Consider the following 18,767-nt stretch of genomic DNA (forward strand, 5'->3'; position numbering starts at 1 on the left):
ACCTTGAAACAACTGGTGCGGTAATGCAGATAACCCTTAGCGAAGCCCGTATTCCAAGTCATTTGAGAGGGAGGCCACAGATGCCCATCAAGGTCGGACAGGACACCGCCAAGACACGCCGCAGCCTGAACGTGAATGGCAAATCCATTTCCTATTATTCGATTCCAGCCGCGCAAGAAGCAGGCTTAGGCGATTTTTCGAATCTGCCTGCCGCGCTGAAAGTGGTTCTGGAAAACATGCTGCGGTTCGAAGATGACGGGTTCTCGGTTTCCGTCGATGACATCAAAGCCTTTGCCGAATGGGGTGCCAACGGTGGCAAGAACCCACGTGAGATTGCCTATCGCCCTGCCCGGGTTCTGATGCAAGACTTTACCGGAGTTCCGGCCGTGGTGGATCTGGCAGCGATGCGCGACGGCATCAAGGGCCTTGGTGGGGACGCGCAAAAGATCAACCCGCTGAACCCGGTCGATCTGGTCATCGACCACTCGGTCATGATTGATGAGTTCGGCAACCCACGCGCGTTTCAGATGAACGTGGACCGCGAATATGAGCGCAACATGGAACGCTATCAGTTCCTGAAATGGGGTCAGAACGCGTTCAACAATTTCCGCGTCGTGCCTCCCGGCACCGGTATCTGCCACCAAGTAAACCTGGAATATCTGGCGCAGACCGTCTGGACGGACACGGACCAAAGCGGCGAAGAAGTCGCTTATCCCGATACACTTGTTGGTACTGACAGCCACACCACCATGGTCAACGGCATGGCCGTTCTGGGCTGGGGCGTTGGCGGGATCGAGGCCGAGGCAGCGATGCTGGGTCAACCGATCTCGATGCTGATCCCCGAGGTTGTGGGCTTTGAACTGACCGGTTCGATGGTCGAAGGCACAACGGGAACTGACCTTGTCCTGAAAGTCGTCGAGATGCTGCGCGAGAAAGGCGTGGTTGGTAAATTCGTTGAATTCTACGGCGAAGGTCTGGACCGCTTGCCCTTGGCCGATCGCGCAACCATCGCCAACATGGCCCCCGAATACGGCGCGACCTGTGGTTTCTTCCCGATTGACGGCGAGACCTTGCGCTATATGCGCAATACTGGACGCGACGAAGACCGCATCGCATTGGTCGAGGCCTACGCCAAGGAAAACGGCTTCTGGCGCGATGCCGATTACGCGCCGATCTACACCGACACTCTGTCGCTGGATATGGGCACAATTGTTCCTGCGATCTCGGGCCCGAAACGGCCGCAGGATTATGTCGCACTAACCGACGCCAAGGCCGCATTCACCAAGGAAATGGCCGAGACCTTCAAACGCCCGATGGGCAAACAAATAGAGGTCAAAGGCGAAAACTACGGCATGGAATCGGGCAAAGTCGTGATCGCCTCGATCACCTCCTGCACCAACACGTCGAACCCGTATGTAATGATCGGCGCGGGCCTCGTCGCACGCAAAGCCGCCGCGCTGGGATTGGATCGCAAACCGTGGGTAAAGACCTCATTGGCGCCCGGCTCGCAGGTTGTGTCCGCCTACTTGGAGGCTGCGGGTCTGCAGGAAGATCTGGACAAGATCGGCTTCAACCTTGTTGGCTATGGCTGCACCACCTGTATTGGCAACTCGGGTCCGATCCAAAGGGAAATCAGCGAAGCGATTGCCGAAGGCGATCTTGTTGCCACTTCGGTTCTTTCAGGCAACCGCAACTTCGAAGGCCGCATCTCGCCCGACGTGCGCGCCAACTATCTGGCTTCACCGCCGCTGGTAGTGGTTTATGCCTTGGCTGGTACGTTGGACATCGACCTGACCTCGGAACCGATTGGACAGGATCAGGCTGGCAACGATGTCTACATGAAAGACATCTGGCCGACCCAAAGCGAAATCGCCGAATTGGTTGAGGCAACCGTGACCCGCGAGGCGTTCCAGTCGAAATATGCCGATGTCTTCAAAGGCGACGAGAAATGGCAGGAGGTCGAGGTTCCGCAACAGGAAACCTATGATTGGCCACCGACGTCAACCTACATTCAAAACCCTCCCTATTTCCAAGGCATGGGGCCTGAGCCGGGCACGATCTCGAATATCGATGGTGCAAAGGTTCTGCTGATCCTGGGTGACATGATCACCACCGACCATATCTCGCCCGCCGGTTCGTTTGCGACAACGACACCTGCCGGGAAGTATCTGACCGATCGTCAGGTTCAGCCGCGCGAATTCAACTCGTATGGCTCACGCCGTGGCAACCACGAGATCATGATGCGCGGCACCTTCGCTAATATCCGCGTCAAGAACGAGATGCTGGATGGCGTCGAAGGCGGTTATACAAAAGGCCCGGATGGTGAACAAACCTCGGTCTACGAAGCATCGATGGCCTATCAGGAGCAAGGCACCCCGCTGGTCGTCTTTGGCGGCGAACAGTACGGTGCAGGTTCGTCACGCGACTGGGCGGCCAAGGGTACAGCTCTGCTTGGCGTCAAGGCAGTGATCGCCGAGAGTTTTGAGCGCATCCACCGTTCAAACCTGGTAGGCATGGGCGTCATACCGTTCGAATTCACCGATGGTGATACCCGCAAGACACTGGGTCTGAAGGGTGATGAGACCGTATCGATCCACGGGTTGGATTCGGTTGAGCCCCTGCAGGAAGTGCCCTGCACCATCATTTACGGAGATGGTACCGAAAAGACGATCACCCTGAAGTGCCGCATCGATACCGCGCCCGAGATCGAATACATTGAAAACGGCGGTGTGCTGCAATACGTGCTGCGCAATCTCGCAAAAGCGTCATAAATCAGCAGGTTGATATCCAACCTCAGCCCCCGGCCCTGCGCCGGGGGTTTTGTTTTCTGGCCATTTATTCAAAAATCTGAAACTGTTGAGCAAGACAGTCTTCGGAATTTCATCACCATGAAAAAGCCCAACGCCCTATTGGTTTGCTCGCTTAGCGTCATCGCCGTGATCGGGATCTGGGGCGTCGTCGATATCGAAAGCTTGGTGACTTGGGCCAATAGCATCGTGCAACAAACCTTCCACAGTCGCGGTTGGTTCGTGATGCTCGCGGCCTCAGGCATGTTGATCGGGTGTTTGGTTCTGGCCTTTTCGCCATATGGCAAAATCCGTCTGGGCCGAGATGATGAAGAGCCCGAGTTCTCGACCGCCACCTGGATCTCAATGCTGTTCTCCGCAGGAATGGGCGTTGGACTGCTGTTCTGGGCGGTCGCCGAGCCCCTTACCCATTTCAACTTCATCTCGGGCATGGCACCCGACTATGTCGCCGCGCAGCAGGCCATGCTGGCAACAAACTTCCATTGGGGCCTGCACGCATGGGCGATTTACGGTTCGACCGCGCTGACCATTGCTTATTTCAGCTTTCGGCGCGGGACAGGCATGATGGTCAGTGCACCGATCAAAAGCCTGTTCCCAGGAGAACGCTGGGCCGAGCGGGTCGGGTGGCTGTCGGATTTCATGGCCATTGTTGCAATCTCTATCGGTGTTGGCGGTTCAATGGCCATGGGCGTGTTCCAGGTTGCGGACGGGATTGCGGTTCTGGGTGGCCGGGAAACGGTTGGTGCCCTTCTGATCGGCGTTGTTTTCCTGGCGATGGTCGCAGCCTACATCCCTGCTCTGTTAATCGACCTTGGCCAAGGCATGGCGCGCTTGTCGAATGCGGCAATGCTGATCGCGATCTGCCTTGTGGCCTACACAGTGGTCCTCGGGCCTACAGAGTATCTGTTGAACACTGTGGTTCAAGGGTTCGGCGATTACGTCACCAATGTCATCCCTCGGGGCTTTCAGACCTTCACCTTCTTCGGCGATGACGTCACCAAATGGTTCAGCGACTGGACCCTCACCTATATGGTCTGGTGGATCGCCTGGGGACCTTTTGTTGGTGTGTTTGTCGCGCGTATCTCTCGCGGTCGCACGATCCGGGTATTCGTGATCGGAGTACTCTTTGCGCCCACGCTGTTCTCGATCCTTTGGTTCGGTGCCTTCGGCGGCATCGGTCTGTTCGAGGCGCTCAACGGAGCCGGAGAACTGCTGGCCTATACGCAAACAAACATCGAGCGTGTGACCTTCGCCCTGCTCGACCGTTTGCCCTTATCGCAGATCACAATACTTGCAACCGTAGCAGCGGCGTTTCTGTTCATCGTAACCAGCGTTGTAAGCGCGGCCTTTGTGCTGGGTACATTCTCGTCCCAGGGGGACGAAAACCCGCCCCCGCGCGTGCGGCTGATCTGGGGTGCATTGCTGGGCTTGTTGAGTGTCGCGATGATCCTGTCGGGCTCGGTGGAATCGGTCAAAGTCCTGATCTCACTCGGGGCGCTGCCCTTTGTGTTCATCTCGGTTCTGCTGATGGTCTGCCTGTTCCGAGGGCTACGAGAAGAGGGGCTGAGCCATGCTGATCGGTGATCTGACGGATACGCTTATGAATCTGACCACCTTTGCATTCGTCGGCGCGATGATCTGGATTTTGGTCCGTAAGTAACGGCTTGAATCCCGGCCATTTTACCGATTTCCTACGATTATGGACAAAGTCGCATTGATAACCGGCGGTGCACGCGGAATTGGGCGTGCAATCGTCGAAGACCTCAGCCGTGATCACCGCGTCGCGTTTACTTGGTTGTCGAGCAAACCCACGCCCGAGCTACTGGGTGGGGATGTTCTGGCCATACGTTCCGATCTATCTGCGCCCGACCAGCCGGCTAGCGTGATTTCGCAGGTGATCGAGAGGTTTGGAAGGCTGGATGTGATCGTCAACAATGCCGGCCTTGTGAAATCTACCCCCAAAGAGGAATTTCGGGCCGAGGACCACCGCGCCATTCTGGATTTGAACCTGCTGGCCCCCGCCGCATTGTTGGCTGCTGCGCTACCACATCTGAAACGCGACGCCTCAATCGTCAATATCTCATCCATGAACGCGGTCTTGCCGCCTCGGGATGCGGTGACCTATGGGGCAAGCAAGGCCGCCCTGAATCTATGGACCCACGCCATGGCAAAGGAGCTTGGGCCAAAGGGGATACGCGTTAATGCAGTCGCGCCGGGTGCGATCAACATCCCCGAAGCGCCCCGGTCTGAGGAGTTGACCGCGCTGTTTGTCAAAGAAACCGCTTTAGGTCGCGCGGGAAAGCCCGAGGATATCGCCAAAGTCGTCAGGTTTCTGGCGTCCGATGCCGCATCCTTCATCACTGGTGAGGTTCTGGGCGTCACCGGTGGCTATCGCTTATGAGCCACCTGCGGCTTTCTCAAGTGCTGGGCGGATCGTGCTTTCGATCACCCGCTGAGTGACCGGACCAGCCCAGCGCAGGATGATCGTGCCCTCACCGTCGATCACATAGGTTTCGGGCACACCGTAGACGCCCCAGTCCAGCCCCATGCGGCCCTGTTCATCCCGACCGATACCGGCATAGGGATCGCCCAGTTCGGCAAGAAATCCTTCGGCGTTGTCCAGTTGATCTTTGTAGTTGATACCATAGACCGGGATACCCTCGTCAGACAGAGCCTGCAGATTGGGGTGTTCGACGCGGCATGGTGCACACCAACTGGCCCAGTAGTTGACCAGCTTGACCTCGCCATCACGCAGTGTGGCATCATCGAAGCCCGGTTTGCCCGCGAACTCGGTCAGTACAACCGGCGGTGCTGGCTGACCCTCGCGCGCCGAGGGCAAGGCGTTGGGATCGTCGCGGAACATACCGATGCCCGCGAGTACAGCGAAGGCGCCGAAAATCAGCGGAGGCGCGATCATCAGGGGCGAAATCTTAGCCATTGCGTGACATTCTTTGTTCAACCTTCTCCATCTCGGCCCGTACCTTACGGCCCCGGATCACGCTGAAACCCACCAATGCGATCAGAAGTCCGATTGATACGACATAGGACCACAAGACGGTATCGGCATATTTTCCAAGATCAGGCATCATCCGCTCACCCTTTCACGCGCCATAAGCGCCTTGGTCCGGCGGGCGCGAATTTCTGTGACCGTACGATAGAAGACCAGCGCAATGAACAGCAGTACAAAGCCGATGATGCAAAGCAGCAGTGGATAGAAGTAGATATTGCTTACCTTCTCCTCAGTATCCGTGCCTGTGATCGCCCCGGCGCGCATCACCGAAGCCCCCTGATGCAGCCCCTGATTCCAGAAATTCACGGCATACCGGCTGAGGAACGCAAAGACCGAGCCCACGAGGCAAAGGACCGAGGTCAGGTCCGCCGCTGTATCCGGATCTTCGATCGCTTCCCAAAGCGCGACATAACCTAGATAGAACAGGAACAGGATCAGGAACGATGTAAGGCGTGGGTCCCAGGCCCACCATGTCCCCCACATGGGCTGCCCCCAGATCGCTCCGGTGGCCAATGCGATCAGCGTCATCACGATGCCAATGGGCGCAGCGGCGCGGGCAGCCAGCGCACTGACATGGTGGCGACGCACCAACCAGACCAGCGAAGTTGCCAGCATCATCAGCCAGCAATTGATCGCCATCAACGCGGCAGGTACATGCAGGTAGATGATCTTTACGGTCGAGCCTTGCTTGTAGTCATCCGGGGTGAAGAAAAAGCCCCAGATCAATCCGGCGACCAGACAAAGACCTGAGCTGATCCAGAAGAACGGAAGGACCCGTTCGCTGGTCGCGAGGAACTTACGCGGGTTGGCGTATTCCCAAAGGGCATTGGCTTTGGCTGCGATTGTCATGGGCTCTATCTAGTCCGAGTCGGCGTGGTTCTCAATTGACCTCAGTCAAGCTTTGTGGCCATCACCTAAGATTGATGCGCAGTACCGCTGCGCTGGCAAAGGGTAAAAGTGCGACCGTTGCGGCGGTAATCCCTGCCAGCATTAGCAGGGGCGTTTGCGTCTCCATGCCTGTCGCACCGCGTCGGGCGACCTCGGCTCCGAAGATCAAAGTCGGCACGTAGAGCGGCAAAACCAGAAGCGACAGTAGCAGACCGCCCCGTTTTAGACCAACAGTAAGGGCCGCGCCAAAGGTGCCGATAACGCTCATCGCCGGAGTACCGAGGAGCAGTGAGATCACTAGCCACGAAAACCCGGGTACAGGCAGGTTTAGCAACACGCCTAGGAACGGCGCGGCCAGAACCAGCGGCAATCCGGTGGTTAGCCAATGGGCTAGCGCTTTGACGGTAACAACTGATTCCAACGGAAGTGGCGCGGTCGCGAGCAGATCAAGCGAGCCGTCTTCCCAATCCAGCGCCAGAAGGCGATCAAGTGACAGCAGACACGCCAAAAGCGCGCCCAGCCAAAGAACGCCCGGTGCGATGGTCGAAAGCAGCGAAGATTGCGGGCCAACCGAGAATGGCACCAGAACGGTGACGATCAGGAAGAAAGCAAGACCGAGACCAAAGCCACCCCCCGCACGGAAGGCCAATTTCAGATCACGCAGCAATAAGGCGATCACAAGAAACCTCCGTCGAAATCGTCGATGGGCTTGGGCTTGGCCTTGTTGGGGCCAACGTCCAGAACCTCTCCGTCCAAGCCAAGATCAATATGGGTCGCGATCAGGGCCGAACCACCCTGCCCCAGATGCGCGCGCACCGCATCCGCAAACATCTGCACGGCGTGACGATCCAGCGAGACCGTCGGCTCGTCCAGCATCCAGATCGGGCGGCCAGTAACCAACATACGCGCCAATCCCAGACGCCGTTTCTGCCCCGCCGAAAGGTTGCCCGCATGGCGGTCAGCCAACTCGTTCAGCTCAAACGCATCAAGGGCGTGCTGGATATCACGGGTGCCAAAGACCGACGCCCAGAAGTTGAGGTTTTCGACAACGGTCAGGGTCGGTTTTAACCCGTCGGAATGGGACGCGTATGCGATCTGGTCTTCCGCCCCGACGATTTGCCCTGCCAGCGGCGGTTGCAGGCCCGCAAGCGTACGCAGTAATGTTGTCTTTCCGATTCCATTCGGCCCCCGCAGGATCAGCGCCCTTCCTGCCTCAAGCGAGAAGCTCAGCCCTTCGAGCACGGGAACTCCGCCGCGTGCGATGGCCAGATCGGTTACCTTTAAAGTCATGAAGCCCGCTTAGCGGATTGTGCGTGTGGGCAAAAGGTCGGAATTGCCGCAGAGCGGCTGGTCGGGTCGCAGTGAGGGGCCAGCCCCTCACACTCCCCAGGATATTTTTAGCCAGAGCAAGAACAGATCCTCAGACCGGGATCAGCGCAAGCGCAACGCGGCGGCCTTCGGAAAGCAGCACGTTGTAGGTGCGGCAGGCCGCCGGAGAGTTCATGATTTCGACACCTAGACCTGCCTCTTCCAATGTGGTGCGCAAGTCGGCTGGGATGTGGGTCAGTTCTTTGCCCGTACCGATGAACAGAACATCGACATGTTCGGACAAGGCCAGCAGGGTCTGGGCGTCGGAGTAACCCGCCCAAGCCGATTTACCGGTGGGGCCGATCAGGACTGCCCCATCATGAACTTCCCCGCCTATCCGAAAGAACCCGGGGCCATAGCCATCAACCGGCTGAGCGTTTGTATATGTGATCTCGTTCAGGCGCATGTGCAGGGTTCTAGCCCCAAAGCGGCAGGCCGGACAAGGCCGCCGTTGCAATCACCAGATAGGCTGCGGCGCGGTAGAGGTTCTCGTACTCGGGTCGGAACATCCAGCCCCCCAGCCAGTTGCCCGCGATGTTGGGAACCGCAAGCGCAAGGCCCAATCCGATGCTCGCGATCGAAAGACGCCCCATCCCGCCAAGATATCCAAGGATCAGCAAATCGAAAGCAAATAGGAACAGCAGGATCGTCGCGCGGATGATCGCAACCGGTAACGGCCTTGACATGTAAAACAGGATGACGGCAGGCCCCGGTATCCCGGCTACCCCGCCAAGTAGCCCTGCAGCCCCGCCGATCGCAGCAACCATGCCACGCGATACCGCTCCCCGGTAGCGCAGACCAAAAACCAGAACGGCCAGCATCGACAATGAAATCAGGCTGACGACATAGCGAAACACTTCGGGATCGGTCCGGGTCAGCAGCCATAAGCCAACCGGTAGAAGTAGCGCGCACCCGACCAAAAGGCGCATCAGATCTGCCTTGTCAACAACCGTCCATGCGCGGCGCAGGTTCGGGATCGGGCCAAATATGTCCATGACCGTCAGCGCGATGATGGCACCGAAGGGGCCAAGATACGGGCTGGCGATGGGCAGGAAGATCAGGGCCGTCCCAAAGCCGGAGAACCCGCGCACGATGCCCCCAACGAAGGCGGCGAAAATAATAACGGCCAGACCGGTTGGAGTCTGGCCGAAATACTCAGGCATCAATGTTGGCAAACTGGTTGCCCGCCGTATTCGACGGCTTCGACCAGTCGCGCTTGACCCCCAGCCACAGCAGGATGGTCGAGGCCACGAAGACCGACGAATAGGTCCCGACGATCACGCCCCAGATCATCGCGAAGACAAAGCCTCGGATCACGTCTCCGCCCAGTACATAGAGCGAGATCAGCGCCAGCAGCGTGGTCACAGAGGTCATCACCGTCCGGCTGAGCGTTTCGTTGATCGAGATGTTCAGCACCTCTTTGAGGTCTTTCTTCTTGTACTTCCGCAGGTTTTCGCGAACCCGGTCGAAGACGACCACGGTGTCGTTCAGCGAATAGCCGACGATAGTCAGTAGAGCGGCGATGATCGCCAGGTCAAAACGGATTTGTAGTTCCGAGAAGATGCCGATGGTCAGGATCACGTCATGCACCAACGCGGCGACCGCCCCGAGTGCGAACTGCCATTCGAACCTAAGCCAGATATAGACAAGCACTGCGCCAATCGCCAAGGCGACCGCAATGACCGCGGTCTGGATCAACTCACCCGAAACCTTGGGGCCAACCGATTCTACCGAGACGAACTGGATATCCGGCGCGGCAACGGTCAGCGCTTCTTCGACGGCTGTGACGGTTGCGGCCGCCACAGCTTCGGCCCCGTCCTGTGCCTGAATGCGGATCATCGCGACGTTTTCATCCTCGCCAAAGGTGGGATCAAAAATCTCGGTGATAGTCACATCGCCAAGCTCAAGCGGCGCGATGGCGTCGCGATAGGCGCCGACGTCGATCTCTTGCGCGCTTTGGGTCCGGATCGTGGTGCCGCCGCGAAAGTCGATGCCGAAGTTCAGCCCTTGCAGCAGGAATGACGTGAATGCGATCACCATCATCAAACCCGAGATGCCCAGCCAGACCTTCCAACGGCTAAAGAAATCGAACGAGGTGTTTTGGGGTACGAGTTTCAGTCTCATGTCAAACCTCGATCGTTTTCGGACGGCGGCGTTCGAACCACATCACGATCATCAGACGCGTCACAAAGATCGCGGTGAAGACCGAGGTCAGAATACCCAGACCAAGCGTAATGGAGAAGCCGCGCACGGGACCACTGCCCATGGCAAAAAGGATGGTTGCGGTAATGAATGTGGTCACGTTAGCGTCCAGAATGGCCGAAAGCGCTTTTTCGTATCCCAGCTCGATGGCACGCGCCGGACCTTTGGCAGATTTCAGTTCCTCGCGGATACGCTCGAAGATCAGCACGTTGGCGTCAACTGCCATGCCCACCGTCAGCACGATACCCGCGATCCCGGGCAAGGTCAGCGTGGCGCCGATCAGTGAGAGCAGGCCAAACAAAAGCCCCACGTTCAGGATCAGCGCAATATTGGCGAAGATGCCGAACAGGCCGTAGCTGAGAGCCATGAATACCAACACGGCGACAAAGGCCACGATTGTCGCGACTTTACCTGCGTCGATACTGTCCTGACCCAGCTCAGGGCCGATGGTGCGCTCTTCCAGGAAATCCAGACCTGCAGGCAAGGCACCTGCGCGCAGCAGAACGGCCAAATTGGTGCTTTCTTCAACTGTGAAGTTGCCAGTGATGATGCCCGAACCACCTGGGATATGGCTTTGGATTACAGGGGCCGAGATCACCTCGTCATCCAGGACGATAGCAAAGGGTGCGCCAATGTTTTCCAGCGTGTAGTCGCCGAATTTGCGCGCACCAGAGGTGTTGAACCGGAAGCTGACCGCAGGGCGGCCGTTCTGGTCGAAGGATGGCTGCGCGTCGACCAATTCTTCACCGGTCACGACGGGTGCGGCGTCCAGAGTGTAATACACACCATCTTCATCGATCGATGGCACAAGCTTCTCGCCAACTCCCGGAATGGCATCCGGGTCAGTCCCGCGTCCAACGACAGGATTGAACGTCAACTGTGCCGTCGTGCCGATAATCTCTTTGAGCTCCCCGGCGCTGCCGATGCCGGGCACCTGAATCAGGATACGATCAGCGCCCTGACGCTGGATCGTTGGTTCGCGTGTGCCAACCTCGTCGATCCGACGGCGGATGATCTCAAGGGACTGGCGCACGGTGCGGTCATCCGAAGCAAGCTTTTCGGCCTCGGACAGTTGGACAACGATAGTGTCCCCCTCGGCGCGAGCCTCTATATCTGTTGCCCCTGCCCCGGTCAGCGTCTGTACCTGTCGGGCCAGACCGCGCACAACCTCTAATGCGCGGGACATGCCCTCGGGTTGGCTGATGCGCACACGAATCTCGTCAGGCGCCGAATCCTGACGACGGATCGTGCCGACCGTCGCGCGTTCATCACGCAGCGCGTCGCGGATTTCGGGCCACATCGCCTCCATCCGGGATTCGTAGACATCATCAACCTTGACCTCGGCCAGCAAATGCGCGCCGCCGCGCAAGTCGAGCCCGAGATTGACCAGAGACGACGGCAGCCAATTCGGCCATTGCGCGGCCTCGGCCTGCATTTCAGGTGTATCAATGCCAAGCTCAATCGCAGCCTTGGCATCGTTAGATTGTTCGACGCGCGTATAAAACGCATTCGGCAGGGCAAGGAACAGACCGATCACACAGACCGACCAGATCAGAACCCGCTTCCAGGAATCAATTTGCAGCATTACCCTGCCTTTTCAAGGAATTGTCGCGCGAAGTTACTTCGCAGGTTCGGTCTTGTTCAGAACCTGAGCGATGGTCGATTTGACCACGCGAACCTTAACGCCCTCGGCGATCTCGACTTCGATCTCGTTGTCGCCTTCCTTGACCTTCGACACCTTGCCGATCAGCCCGCCTTGGGTGACAACCTGATCGCCCCGGCGCACGGCTTCGACCATGGCCTGATGTTCCTTCATCTTTTTCTGCTGCGGACGGATCAGCAGAAAATACATAATCGCGAAGATCAGGATCAGCGGGAGAAACTGGGCGATTGCGCCACCTTCCATGGGATATTCCTTTGTTCTGATGATGCAGAGAGCTCTCTGCAAAGTTTGCGGGAACCTATGCTTTGAAACATGGGTTTGCAAGCAAACCTGGCCCCATTTCGACCATCGGGTTCAAAGGTTTGCTGCCGGACGTTGCAGATATGTTCTAGGCAGACCCTTCCAGTCAGATATAGTCCTGTGGCAGGAGGCCTAATGATTCAATCAATCCAGACCCTTGGCGCGTTTGTTCGCCTGATGCTCGTGACAACCTGTATAGGTCTTCTGGCGTCGCCCGTATGGGCACAGAACGCCACTAGCGAAGAGCCTGCGATAGAAGACACTGAATCAGAGATTTTTCAGGCTCCGGTTATCGTTGACGGCGACACCTTGTTTCACCTGCGCGGCTCCAGCGCGCTGCCCGCTCCGGAACGGGCCGCGAGTGTACAGAACAAGATCATCGAAATCGCCGAGGCCTCAGACGCCGAGCAGGTCTCCATAACCTTCGAGGACTCAGAGTTCGGCATTCGAATCTTTGCCGATGGTGTTCAAGTTTCGATCGTGACCGATGCCGATTCCGAGCTTGAGCAGATGGACTTGAACGTTCTCAGTTTGTTGCACGGCGACGCTATTAAACAATCCATTGAAAGCTATCGCGCAAACCGCACCGAACAGGCGCGTGTTTCGGGTGCCATCGAAGCCTTAGCATGGACAGCTGGATTCGCGCTTTTTGTCGTCGTTATCCTGTGGCTGCACCGGCGCATTCGCCGCCGTACGCTGAAACTGGTCAAGCGTTACCTCAAGGATGTCGAAACCGCGACCGCCAAAAGTGTTCAGGCCGAGGCCCTCGCCGCGTTGATCCGGTATGCTCTGAATTTTGTCCTGCTGGTGATCTTTTTCCTCGGCTTCTACTACTACCTCTCCTTCGTTCTGCTTGCCTTTGCCGAGACGCGCTATTTCGCGCAACTCCTGCTGACCTACTTGACCGAGCCGGTCCTGCTGATCTTCAAAGGCATCCTCAGCTACATCCCAAACCTGATCATGTTGATACTGATCGCATGGATAACGCTGTATATTATCCGGGGCATGCGTGTGTTCTTTGACGCCGTCGAGGCGGGAACCTTTGACATGGGCGATTTTGAAAGCCACTGGGTGAACCCGACCTTCAACATCGCCCGCGTCGTCGTTATCCTGATCGCTCTGGTCTTTGCTGTCCCTTACATCCCCGGATCAGATTCGGCGGCGTTTCAGGGGCTGACGATTCTGGTTGGTGCCATGCTGTCGCTGGGCGCAAACTCGGTCGTCTCGAACATGCTGGCGGGGCTCTTCGTGATCTATCGCCGCTCGACCTCTATCGGGGATCGGATCCAGATCGGGGACCATATCGGCGATGTGGTACAGATCAAGTTGATGGAGACGCATCTGAAGTCCATCAAGAATGAACTGATCTCGATCCCGAACGCCCAATTGATGAATTCGGACGTGGTGAATTTCTCGAAGAGAACCGACGGTAGCGGGTTGCTGCTGCACACGACCGTAGGCATCGGGTACGAAGAGCCACCCGAGAAAGTTGAGGCAATGCTGATAGAAGCCGCCCATCGCACCAGGGGGATCAAGGCAAAGCCCGAACCCTTTGTTTTATGGACCGCATTGGCCGATTACGCGATAAACTATCAGATCAACGGTTATACCACGCGGGGCAGTATCATCCCGAAAATCCGCTCGGACCTGCATCGCAACATCGTGGCCGTGTTCAATGAGAATAACGTGCAGATCATGACACCTTCGTACATGGCCGACCCGCCCGAGCCGAAAATCCCAACCGAAGAGTGGGATGGCCATCTAGCGCATGAATCCCACGAGGAATCGGATAAGTCGTAACCGGTGCTACACCCTGCCATTCAGATGGTGCATAAGCGGATTCAGTGATTCACGCAGTTAAGGATCTGAACCATGCACGACATCCGCGCCATACGCGAAAACCCAGCCGCCTTCGACGCCGCCCTTGCGCGCCGTGGGGACGCGCCGGTGTCGTCAGACCTGCTGAGGCTGGACGAAAGCCGCCGCGCCAAGATTCTGGCTGCTGAGACAGCTCAGGCCGAGCAGAACAAGGCCTCCAAAGAGGTTGGCGCTGCCAAAGGGCGCGGGGATGAAGCTGAATTCGAACGCCTGCGCGCTCTGGTCGCCGAGAAAAAGGCCGAAGTGGCCCGGATGCAGACCGAGGCCAAGGATCTGGACGCTCTGCTGGCCGACCAGCTGATCCGCATCGCGAACCTGCCCGCCGAGGATGTGCCCGAAGGCGCGGATGAGAACGACAATGTCGAAATCAACCGCTGGGGCACACCACGCGAATTGGATTTCGCGCCGAAAGAGCATTTTGAAATCGATGCCGTTCAGAATGGCATGGATTTTGAGACGGCTGCCAAACTCTCCGGCTCGCGCTTTGTGCTGCTGTCGGGCGGCGTCGCGCGTATCCACCGCGCTTTGGCGCAGTTCATGCTGGACACCCATATCAACGAGAATGATCTGACCGAGGTCAACGGCCCGGTTCTGGTTCTCTCGGAAATGATGCAGGGCACCGGCCAGTTGCCGAAGTTTGGAGAAGACAGCTATCAGACCCGCGAAGGCTGGTGGTTGATTCCAACCTCCGAAGTGTCGCTGACCAACATCGTCAACGACACGATGATCGAGGAGAGTTACCTGCCTCGCCGCTATACCGCGCATTCGCTGTGCTTCCGGTCCGAGGCTGGTAGTGCGGGCAAGGACACACGCGGGATGCTGCGGCAGCACCAGTTCGAAAAGGTCGAGATGGTCTCGGTCACCCATCCGGACAAGTCGGATGATGAACAGAAACGTATGCTGCGCTGCGCCGAAGGCATTCTTGAAAAGCTGGGCATTCCCTATCGCACCGTGATCTTGTGCACCGGTGACATGGGCTTTGGTGCACGACGCACTTACGACATCGAGGCGTGGCTGCCGGGCCAAAATACTTTTCGCGAGATCAGCTCGGTCTCGACATGCGGGGATTTTCAGGCGCGCCGCATGAATGCGCGCTTCCGGCCAGAGGCCGGGGGCAAGCCAGAATATGTCCATACCCTGAATGGTTCGGGCTTGGCCGTAGGGCGCTGCCTGATAGCTGTTTTGGAAAATGGTCAGAATGCGGATGGGACGGTCACCCTGCCCGAGGTTCTGGCACCCTATCTGGGCGGCAAGCTAACCCTTCAGACCAACGGCACGCTGACATAAAAAAACCGGCGCATTTAGGCGCCGGTTTCCGATCAGACAAGGCGGAGAAGTATCACTTCTTCGCCTTTTTCTTATCTTTCTTCTTTCCGGGCTTCTTGTCGGACTTCTTCTTATCGTCCTTCTTTTTGGCGTCCTTTTTCTTAACGTCTTTTTTGGGCTTCTTGTTTTTCTTACCCTTCTTGGTCTTTTCCTTGACCTTTTCCTTGGCTTTGGAAAACACCGCCTCCATTTCAGACTTCTTCTTGGCCGCCTTTTCAGCCTTGGCCTTGGCTTTCGCCTTTTTCTTTGCCTTGGCCTCGGCAGCGGCCTGTTCTGCCGCCGCGCGCTCGTTTGCCGCCTTACGCTCGGCCTCGGCCTTGTTCGCAGCCGCATTGCTTTTGGCTGTCGCGCGCTGCACAGCCGATTTCCGCTCGGCAGGCTTACGGGTGGCAGCGCGGGGCGCGGGCTTGGGCTTGGCACCAACGACTTCTTTCGCAGCCGCGATCAGCTTAGCTGCGCGAGTGGAACCGACCCGCGGGGTGCCGGACAGATCTTCCGGTTTGGCCTTGGCAATGGCTTCTGCTGTTTTGTAGCCCTTTGCATTAAAGGCCTTTGCCAGCGCTGGCCCTACGCCACGCACCTCAGTAACTGCGGTCATTTCGTTTCCTTTCGTTAACTCCCCCAGATTGTAAACGCACAGCACATACGTTCCTGAGAGAGCGCCAATTCAAGAATTAGATAGGAGGTTACCCGCTTTCGGCCAGGCGATGGCCTGCAGTTCGGCTGGGAAATGGGACAAGTCTTTTGGCGTCTTCATCCCATAGTTTCAGATTCAGCGCCGCCACTGCCTCGGGAAACTTGATCCGTCGCGGTGTGTATTCTGGCGGCAGGTTATAGTGGCACGCGCGCAGCCGGTAAGATGGGATGCGCGCATTGAAATGGTGGATGTCATGCAATGTGATGCAGGCCACCGCATTATCGAACCACCAGCCGAAATCCAGCGCCGAGGACCCCTCCAACGCAGCCAGCTTCGGATCCAGTTCGGGGCGGCGATCCCAGTAGGTGTCTTCGAAATTGTGCTGCAAATACACCAGGAACACCCCAAGCATCCCGCCCAGCAGCGAAAACACCAGCCAGACCAGAATGCCGGTGGCACCGGCGATCAAATACAGCAGCCCCAAAAACACAACAATCGAGAGGTTGTGCAGCACCACGCCCATCACGCCGAACCGCACAGTGTTCTTGGGCCAGCGATAGCGGATGAAGTATGTGAATAGCGCGCCAACCGGCACCAGAATGAAGGGATTCCGATACAGTCGGTAAAACAAACGCTTTTTCCAATCCGCCTCGTTCCATTCACGCAGCGTCATGGTGTGGATTTCACCGGTCTCGCGATGCTCGAGGTTGCCGATTCCGGCGTGATGCAGATTGTGGTTCTGCTTCATCACCTCGAACGGGGCAAATGTGAAGGGCGATAACCCATGGCCAGCCCATTCGTTCTGCTCGCGCGTTTCAAACAACGAATGGTGCCCGCAATCATGCTGCAGGACATAGAGACGCACGGCAGAGAAGGCAAAAACGATCCCGGCCGGGATCATGATGTACCAGCGGTCGACATAGGTGATCGCCAATGTAAGCGATGCGAAATACACCGCGAATGTTCCGAAATAACTTAGCGCGGCAAGCTTGTTGTCCTGTACCGCGTATTGTCTTGTATATTCTCTCAGATCCATCACGCCCGCTCCCCACGGAGGTCCGACCAATCACAAATTCAAAATTAAGTGCGGAGATCCCGCAAACAAGCAGCACGTGCAAAACAAATGCACGTGCTTGAATGCTAACGCGCAGAAACGGGGCTGTCACGCCCCCTCTCTGAAAATGCTTGAAATTAGCGCAGTTACGCTCGTCCCTTGAGATGCTTGGCCAGTGCGCCTGCGTTTTTCTTGCGCCGCCCTTTGTAGGGGTTCTTGTCCCCTTGCCCGCGCAAAGTCAGGCGGATCGGAGTGCCCGGCATATCAAAATCCTCGCGCAGGCCATTGACCAGATAACGCGAATAGCTGTCAGGCATCTTGTCAGGGTGCGAGCACATGACCACAAACCCCGGCGGACGGGTCTTGGTCTGCGTCATGTAACGCAGCTTGATCCGGCGCCCCTGCGGCGCGGGCGGCGGGTGCTGTTCCAGCATGGCGGTCAGCCAACGGTTCAGCGCTGCGGTCGGCACCCGGCGGTTCCAAACATCATGGGCACGCAGGATCGCGGCGCGCAGACGTTCCAGACCGCGGCCTGTTTTTGCCGACACGGTGATCAAAGGAGCACCACGCAACTGCGGCAGCAGACGTTCGAAGGATTCTTTTAGGTCGCGCAGCTTTTCCTGTTTGTCTTCTTCGATGTCCCATTTGTTGACGGCGACGACCACAGCACGACCCTCACGTTCGGCCAGATCGGCAATGCGCAGGTCCTGTTGCTCGAATGGGATAGCCGCATCCAGCAACACGACGACGACCTCGGCAAACTTGACTGCGCGCAGCCCGTCAGAAACCGAGAGTTTCTCAAGCTTCTCCTGCACCTTGGCCTTCTTCCGCATCCCGGCGGTATCAAAAATCCGCATCGGGGTGCTGTCCCCATCAGGGTCGGCCCAGTCGATCCGCAAGCTGATCGCGTCGCGCGTGATCCCGGCCTCGGGGCCGGTCAGCAGTCGATCCTCGCCGATGATCTTGTTGATCAGGGTGGATTTACCGGCATTCGGACGACCAACTACAGCGACTTGCAGGGGTTTGTCAGCGGTGATCAGCGGGGCTTCGCCTTCCCCGTCTTCGTCCAGCTCGATATCGGTTTGCGGCGTCTCTTCTATGCGCGCCTCTTCAGCCGCGTCAGCCAGTGGCATCAATTGCGCATAGAGGTCCGTCATCCCCTCGCCATGTTCGCCCGACAGACGCACCGGCTCGCCAAGGCCTAGGTTGTATGCTTCAAGCACGCCCGCATCAGCCGCGTTCCCTTCGGCCTTGTTCGCTGCCAGGATCACGTGTTTGGAGCGCTTACGCAGAATCTCGGCGAACATTTCGTCCGTGGGCGTCAAGCCCACCCGCGCGTCAATCATGAACAGGCAGACATCGGCCATGTCCACTGCACGCTCGGTAAGGCGGCGCATCCGACCTTGCAAGCTGTCATCGGTTGCGTCCTCAAGACCCGCCGTGTCGATCACGGTAAAACGCAGATCGCCCAGCCGCCCTTCACCTTCGCGCAGGTCACGCGTCACGCCGGGCTGGTCGTCGACCAAAGCCAGGCGTTTGCCCACAAGGCGATTGAACAGAGTGGATTTGCCCACATTCGGGCGCCCCACGATGGCGAGGGTCAGCGACATGATACTCAACTTTCAAGACTCAAG

At 57.7% G+C, this 18,767-nt stretch carries 18 protein-coding genes; 5 read left to right on the forward strand and 13 right to left on the reverse strand.

The window, feature by feature from the left end:
- The first annotated feature begins 80 nt into the window (after window positions 1-80).
- From acnA to ACR0JG_RS13105, 3 genes are all read left to right on the forward strand, one after another.
- The gene (gene acnA / locus ACR0JG_RS13095; protein WP_170512889.1) at window positions 81-2,771 is read left to right on the forward strand and encodes an aconitate hydratase AcnA; all 2,691 of its coding nucleotides are present in this window, start codon (window positions 81-83) and stop codon (window positions 2,769-2,771) included.
- A gap of 117 nt (window positions 2,772-2,888) precedes the next feature.
- The gene (locus ACR0JG_RS13100) at window positions 2,889-4,391 is read left to right on the forward strand and encodes a BCCT family transporter (protein ID WP_480570279.1); all 1,503 of its coding nucleotides are present in this window, start codon (window positions 2,889-2,891) and stop codon (window positions 4,389-4,391) included.
- Window positions 4,392-4,506: 115 nt separating this feature from the next.
- Complete coding sequence (locus ACR0JG_RS13105; protein WP_480570282.1) at window positions 4,507-5,208, forward strand: SDR family NAD(P)-dependent oxidoreductase; 702 nt, start codon at window positions 4,507-4,509, stop codon at window positions 5,206-5,208.
- On the opposite strand, the gene ACR0JG_RS13110 is transcribed toward ACR0JG_RS13105, so the two are convergent.
- The 10 genes from ACR0JG_RS13110 to yajC form a co-directional block, all read right to left on the reverse strand.
- A complete protein-coding gene (locus tag ACR0JG_RS13110) occupies window positions 5,203-5,745 on the reverse strand; it encodes a DsbE family thiol:disulfide interchange protein (RefSeq protein ID WP_170396396.1) in 543 nt (180 codons plus the stop codon). The genes ACR0JG_RS13105 and ACR0JG_RS13110 overlap by 6 nt on opposite strands.
- Window positions 5,738-5,896: a heme exporter protein CcmD gene (gene ccmD / locus ACR0JG_RS13115; RefSeq protein WP_170422269.1), complete on the reverse strand. Its 159-nt coding sequence runs from the start codon at window positions 5,894-5,896 to the stop codon at window positions 5,738-5,740. Before ccmD ends, ACR0JG_RS13110 begins: the two co-directional genes overlap by 8 nt.
- Complete coding sequence (locus ACR0JG_RS13120) at window positions 5,893-6,666, reverse strand: heme ABC transporter permease (RefSeq protein ID WP_480570285.1); 774 nt, start codon at window positions 6,664-6,666, stop codon at window positions 5,893-5,895. Before ACR0JG_RS13120 ends, ccmD begins: the two co-directional genes overlap by 4 nt.
- A 61-nt stretch (window positions 6,667-6,727) precedes the next feature.
- Complete coding sequence (gene ccmB, locus ACR0JG_RS13125) at window positions 6,728-7,384, reverse strand: heme exporter protein CcmB (protein ID WP_170396393.1); 657 nt, start codon at window positions 7,382-7,384, stop codon at window positions 6,728-6,730.
- Window positions 7,381-7,995, reverse strand: coding sequence for a heme ABC exporter ATP-binding protein CcmA (gene ccmA / locus ACR0JG_RS13130; RefSeq protein ID WP_170403218.1), 615 nt, complete (start codon window positions 7,993-7,995; stop codon window positions 7,381-7,383). Before ccmA ends, ccmB begins: the two co-directional genes overlap by 4 nt.
- A gap of 130 nt (window positions 7,996-8,125) precedes the next feature.
- A complete protein-coding gene (locus ACR0JG_RS13135; RefSeq protein WP_480570288.1) occupies window positions 8,126-8,479 on the reverse strand; it encodes an Mth938-like domain-containing protein in 354 nt (117 codons plus the stop codon).
- Between the two features lie 10 nt (window positions 8,480-8,489).
- Window positions 8,490-9,236 (reverse strand): TSUP family transporter, encoded by a 747-nt coding sequence (locus ACR0JG_RS13140; protein ID WP_480570291.1) that lies wholly within the window; start codon window positions 9,234-9,236, stop codon window positions 8,490-8,492.
- Window positions 9,229-10,197, reverse strand: a complete 969-nt coding sequence (gene secF / locus ACR0JG_RS13145) for a protein translocase subunit SecF (protein WP_170396385.1) — start codon at window positions 10,195-10,197, stop codon at window positions 9,229-9,231. Before secF ends, ACR0JG_RS13140 begins: the two co-directional genes overlap by 8 nt.
- 1 nt (window position 10,198) lies before the next feature.
- The gene (gene secD / locus ACR0JG_RS13150) at window positions 10,199-11,860 is read right to left on the reverse strand and encodes a protein translocase subunit SecD (RefSeq protein WP_170403231.1); all 1,662 of its coding nucleotides are present in this window, start codon (window positions 11,858-11,860) and stop codon (window positions 10,199-10,201) included.
- Window positions 11,861-11,893: 33 nt separating this feature from the next.
- Complete coding sequence (gene yajC, locus ACR0JG_RS13155) at window positions 11,894-12,181, reverse strand: preprotein translocase subunit YajC (protein ID WP_155151194.1); 288 nt, start codon at window positions 12,179-12,181, stop codon at window positions 11,894-11,896.
- 192 nt (window positions 12,182-12,373) lie between these two features.
- Between yajC and ACR0JG_RS13160 the strand changes: the two genes are divergently transcribed.
- Entirely contained in the window at window positions 12,374-14,038 is a 1,665-nt protein-coding gene (locus tag ACR0JG_RS13160; protein ID WP_480570294.1) for a mechanosensitive ion channel family protein, read from the forward strand.
- 72 nt (window positions 14,039-14,110) lie between these two features.
- Window positions 14,111-15,403 carry a serine--tRNA ligase gene (serS, locus tag ACR0JG_RS13165; RefSeq protein ID WP_480570297.1) on the forward strand — a complete coding sequence of 431 codons (1,293 nt, stop codon included), beginning with the start codon at window positions 14,111-14,113 and terminating at the stop codon, window positions 15,401-15,403.
- A gap of 52 nt (window positions 15,404-15,455) precedes the next feature.
- Here serS and ACR0JG_RS13170 read toward each other — a convergent pair whose 3' ends face one another.
- From ACR0JG_RS13170 to der, 3 genes are all read right to left on the reverse strand, one after another.
- On the reverse strand, window positions 15,456-16,040 hold the full coding sequence (locus ACR0JG_RS13170; protein WP_480570300.1) for a helix-hairpin-helix domain-containing protein: 585 nt from the start codon (window positions 16,038-16,040) through the stop codon (window positions 15,456-15,458).
- An 88-nt stretch (window positions 16,041-16,128) separates the two neighbouring features.
- Window positions 16,129-17,115 carry a fatty acid desaturase gene (locus ACR0JG_RS13175; protein ID WP_170396376.1) on the reverse strand — a complete coding sequence of 329 codons (987 nt, stop codon included), beginning with the start codon at window positions 17,113-17,115 and terminating at the stop codon, window positions 16,129-16,131.
- A gap of 164 nt (window positions 17,116-17,279) precedes the next feature.
- Window positions 17,280-18,743 carry a ribosome biogenesis GTPase Der gene (gene der / locus ACR0JG_RS13180; protein WP_480570304.1) on the reverse strand — a complete coding sequence of 488 codons (1,464 nt, stop codon included), beginning with the start codon at window positions 18,741-18,743 and terminating at the stop codon, window positions 17,280-17,282.
- Between the last annotated feature and the right edge of the window lie 24 nt (window positions 18,744-18,767).

Source organism: Ruegeria sp. AD5, assembly GCF_056542345.1.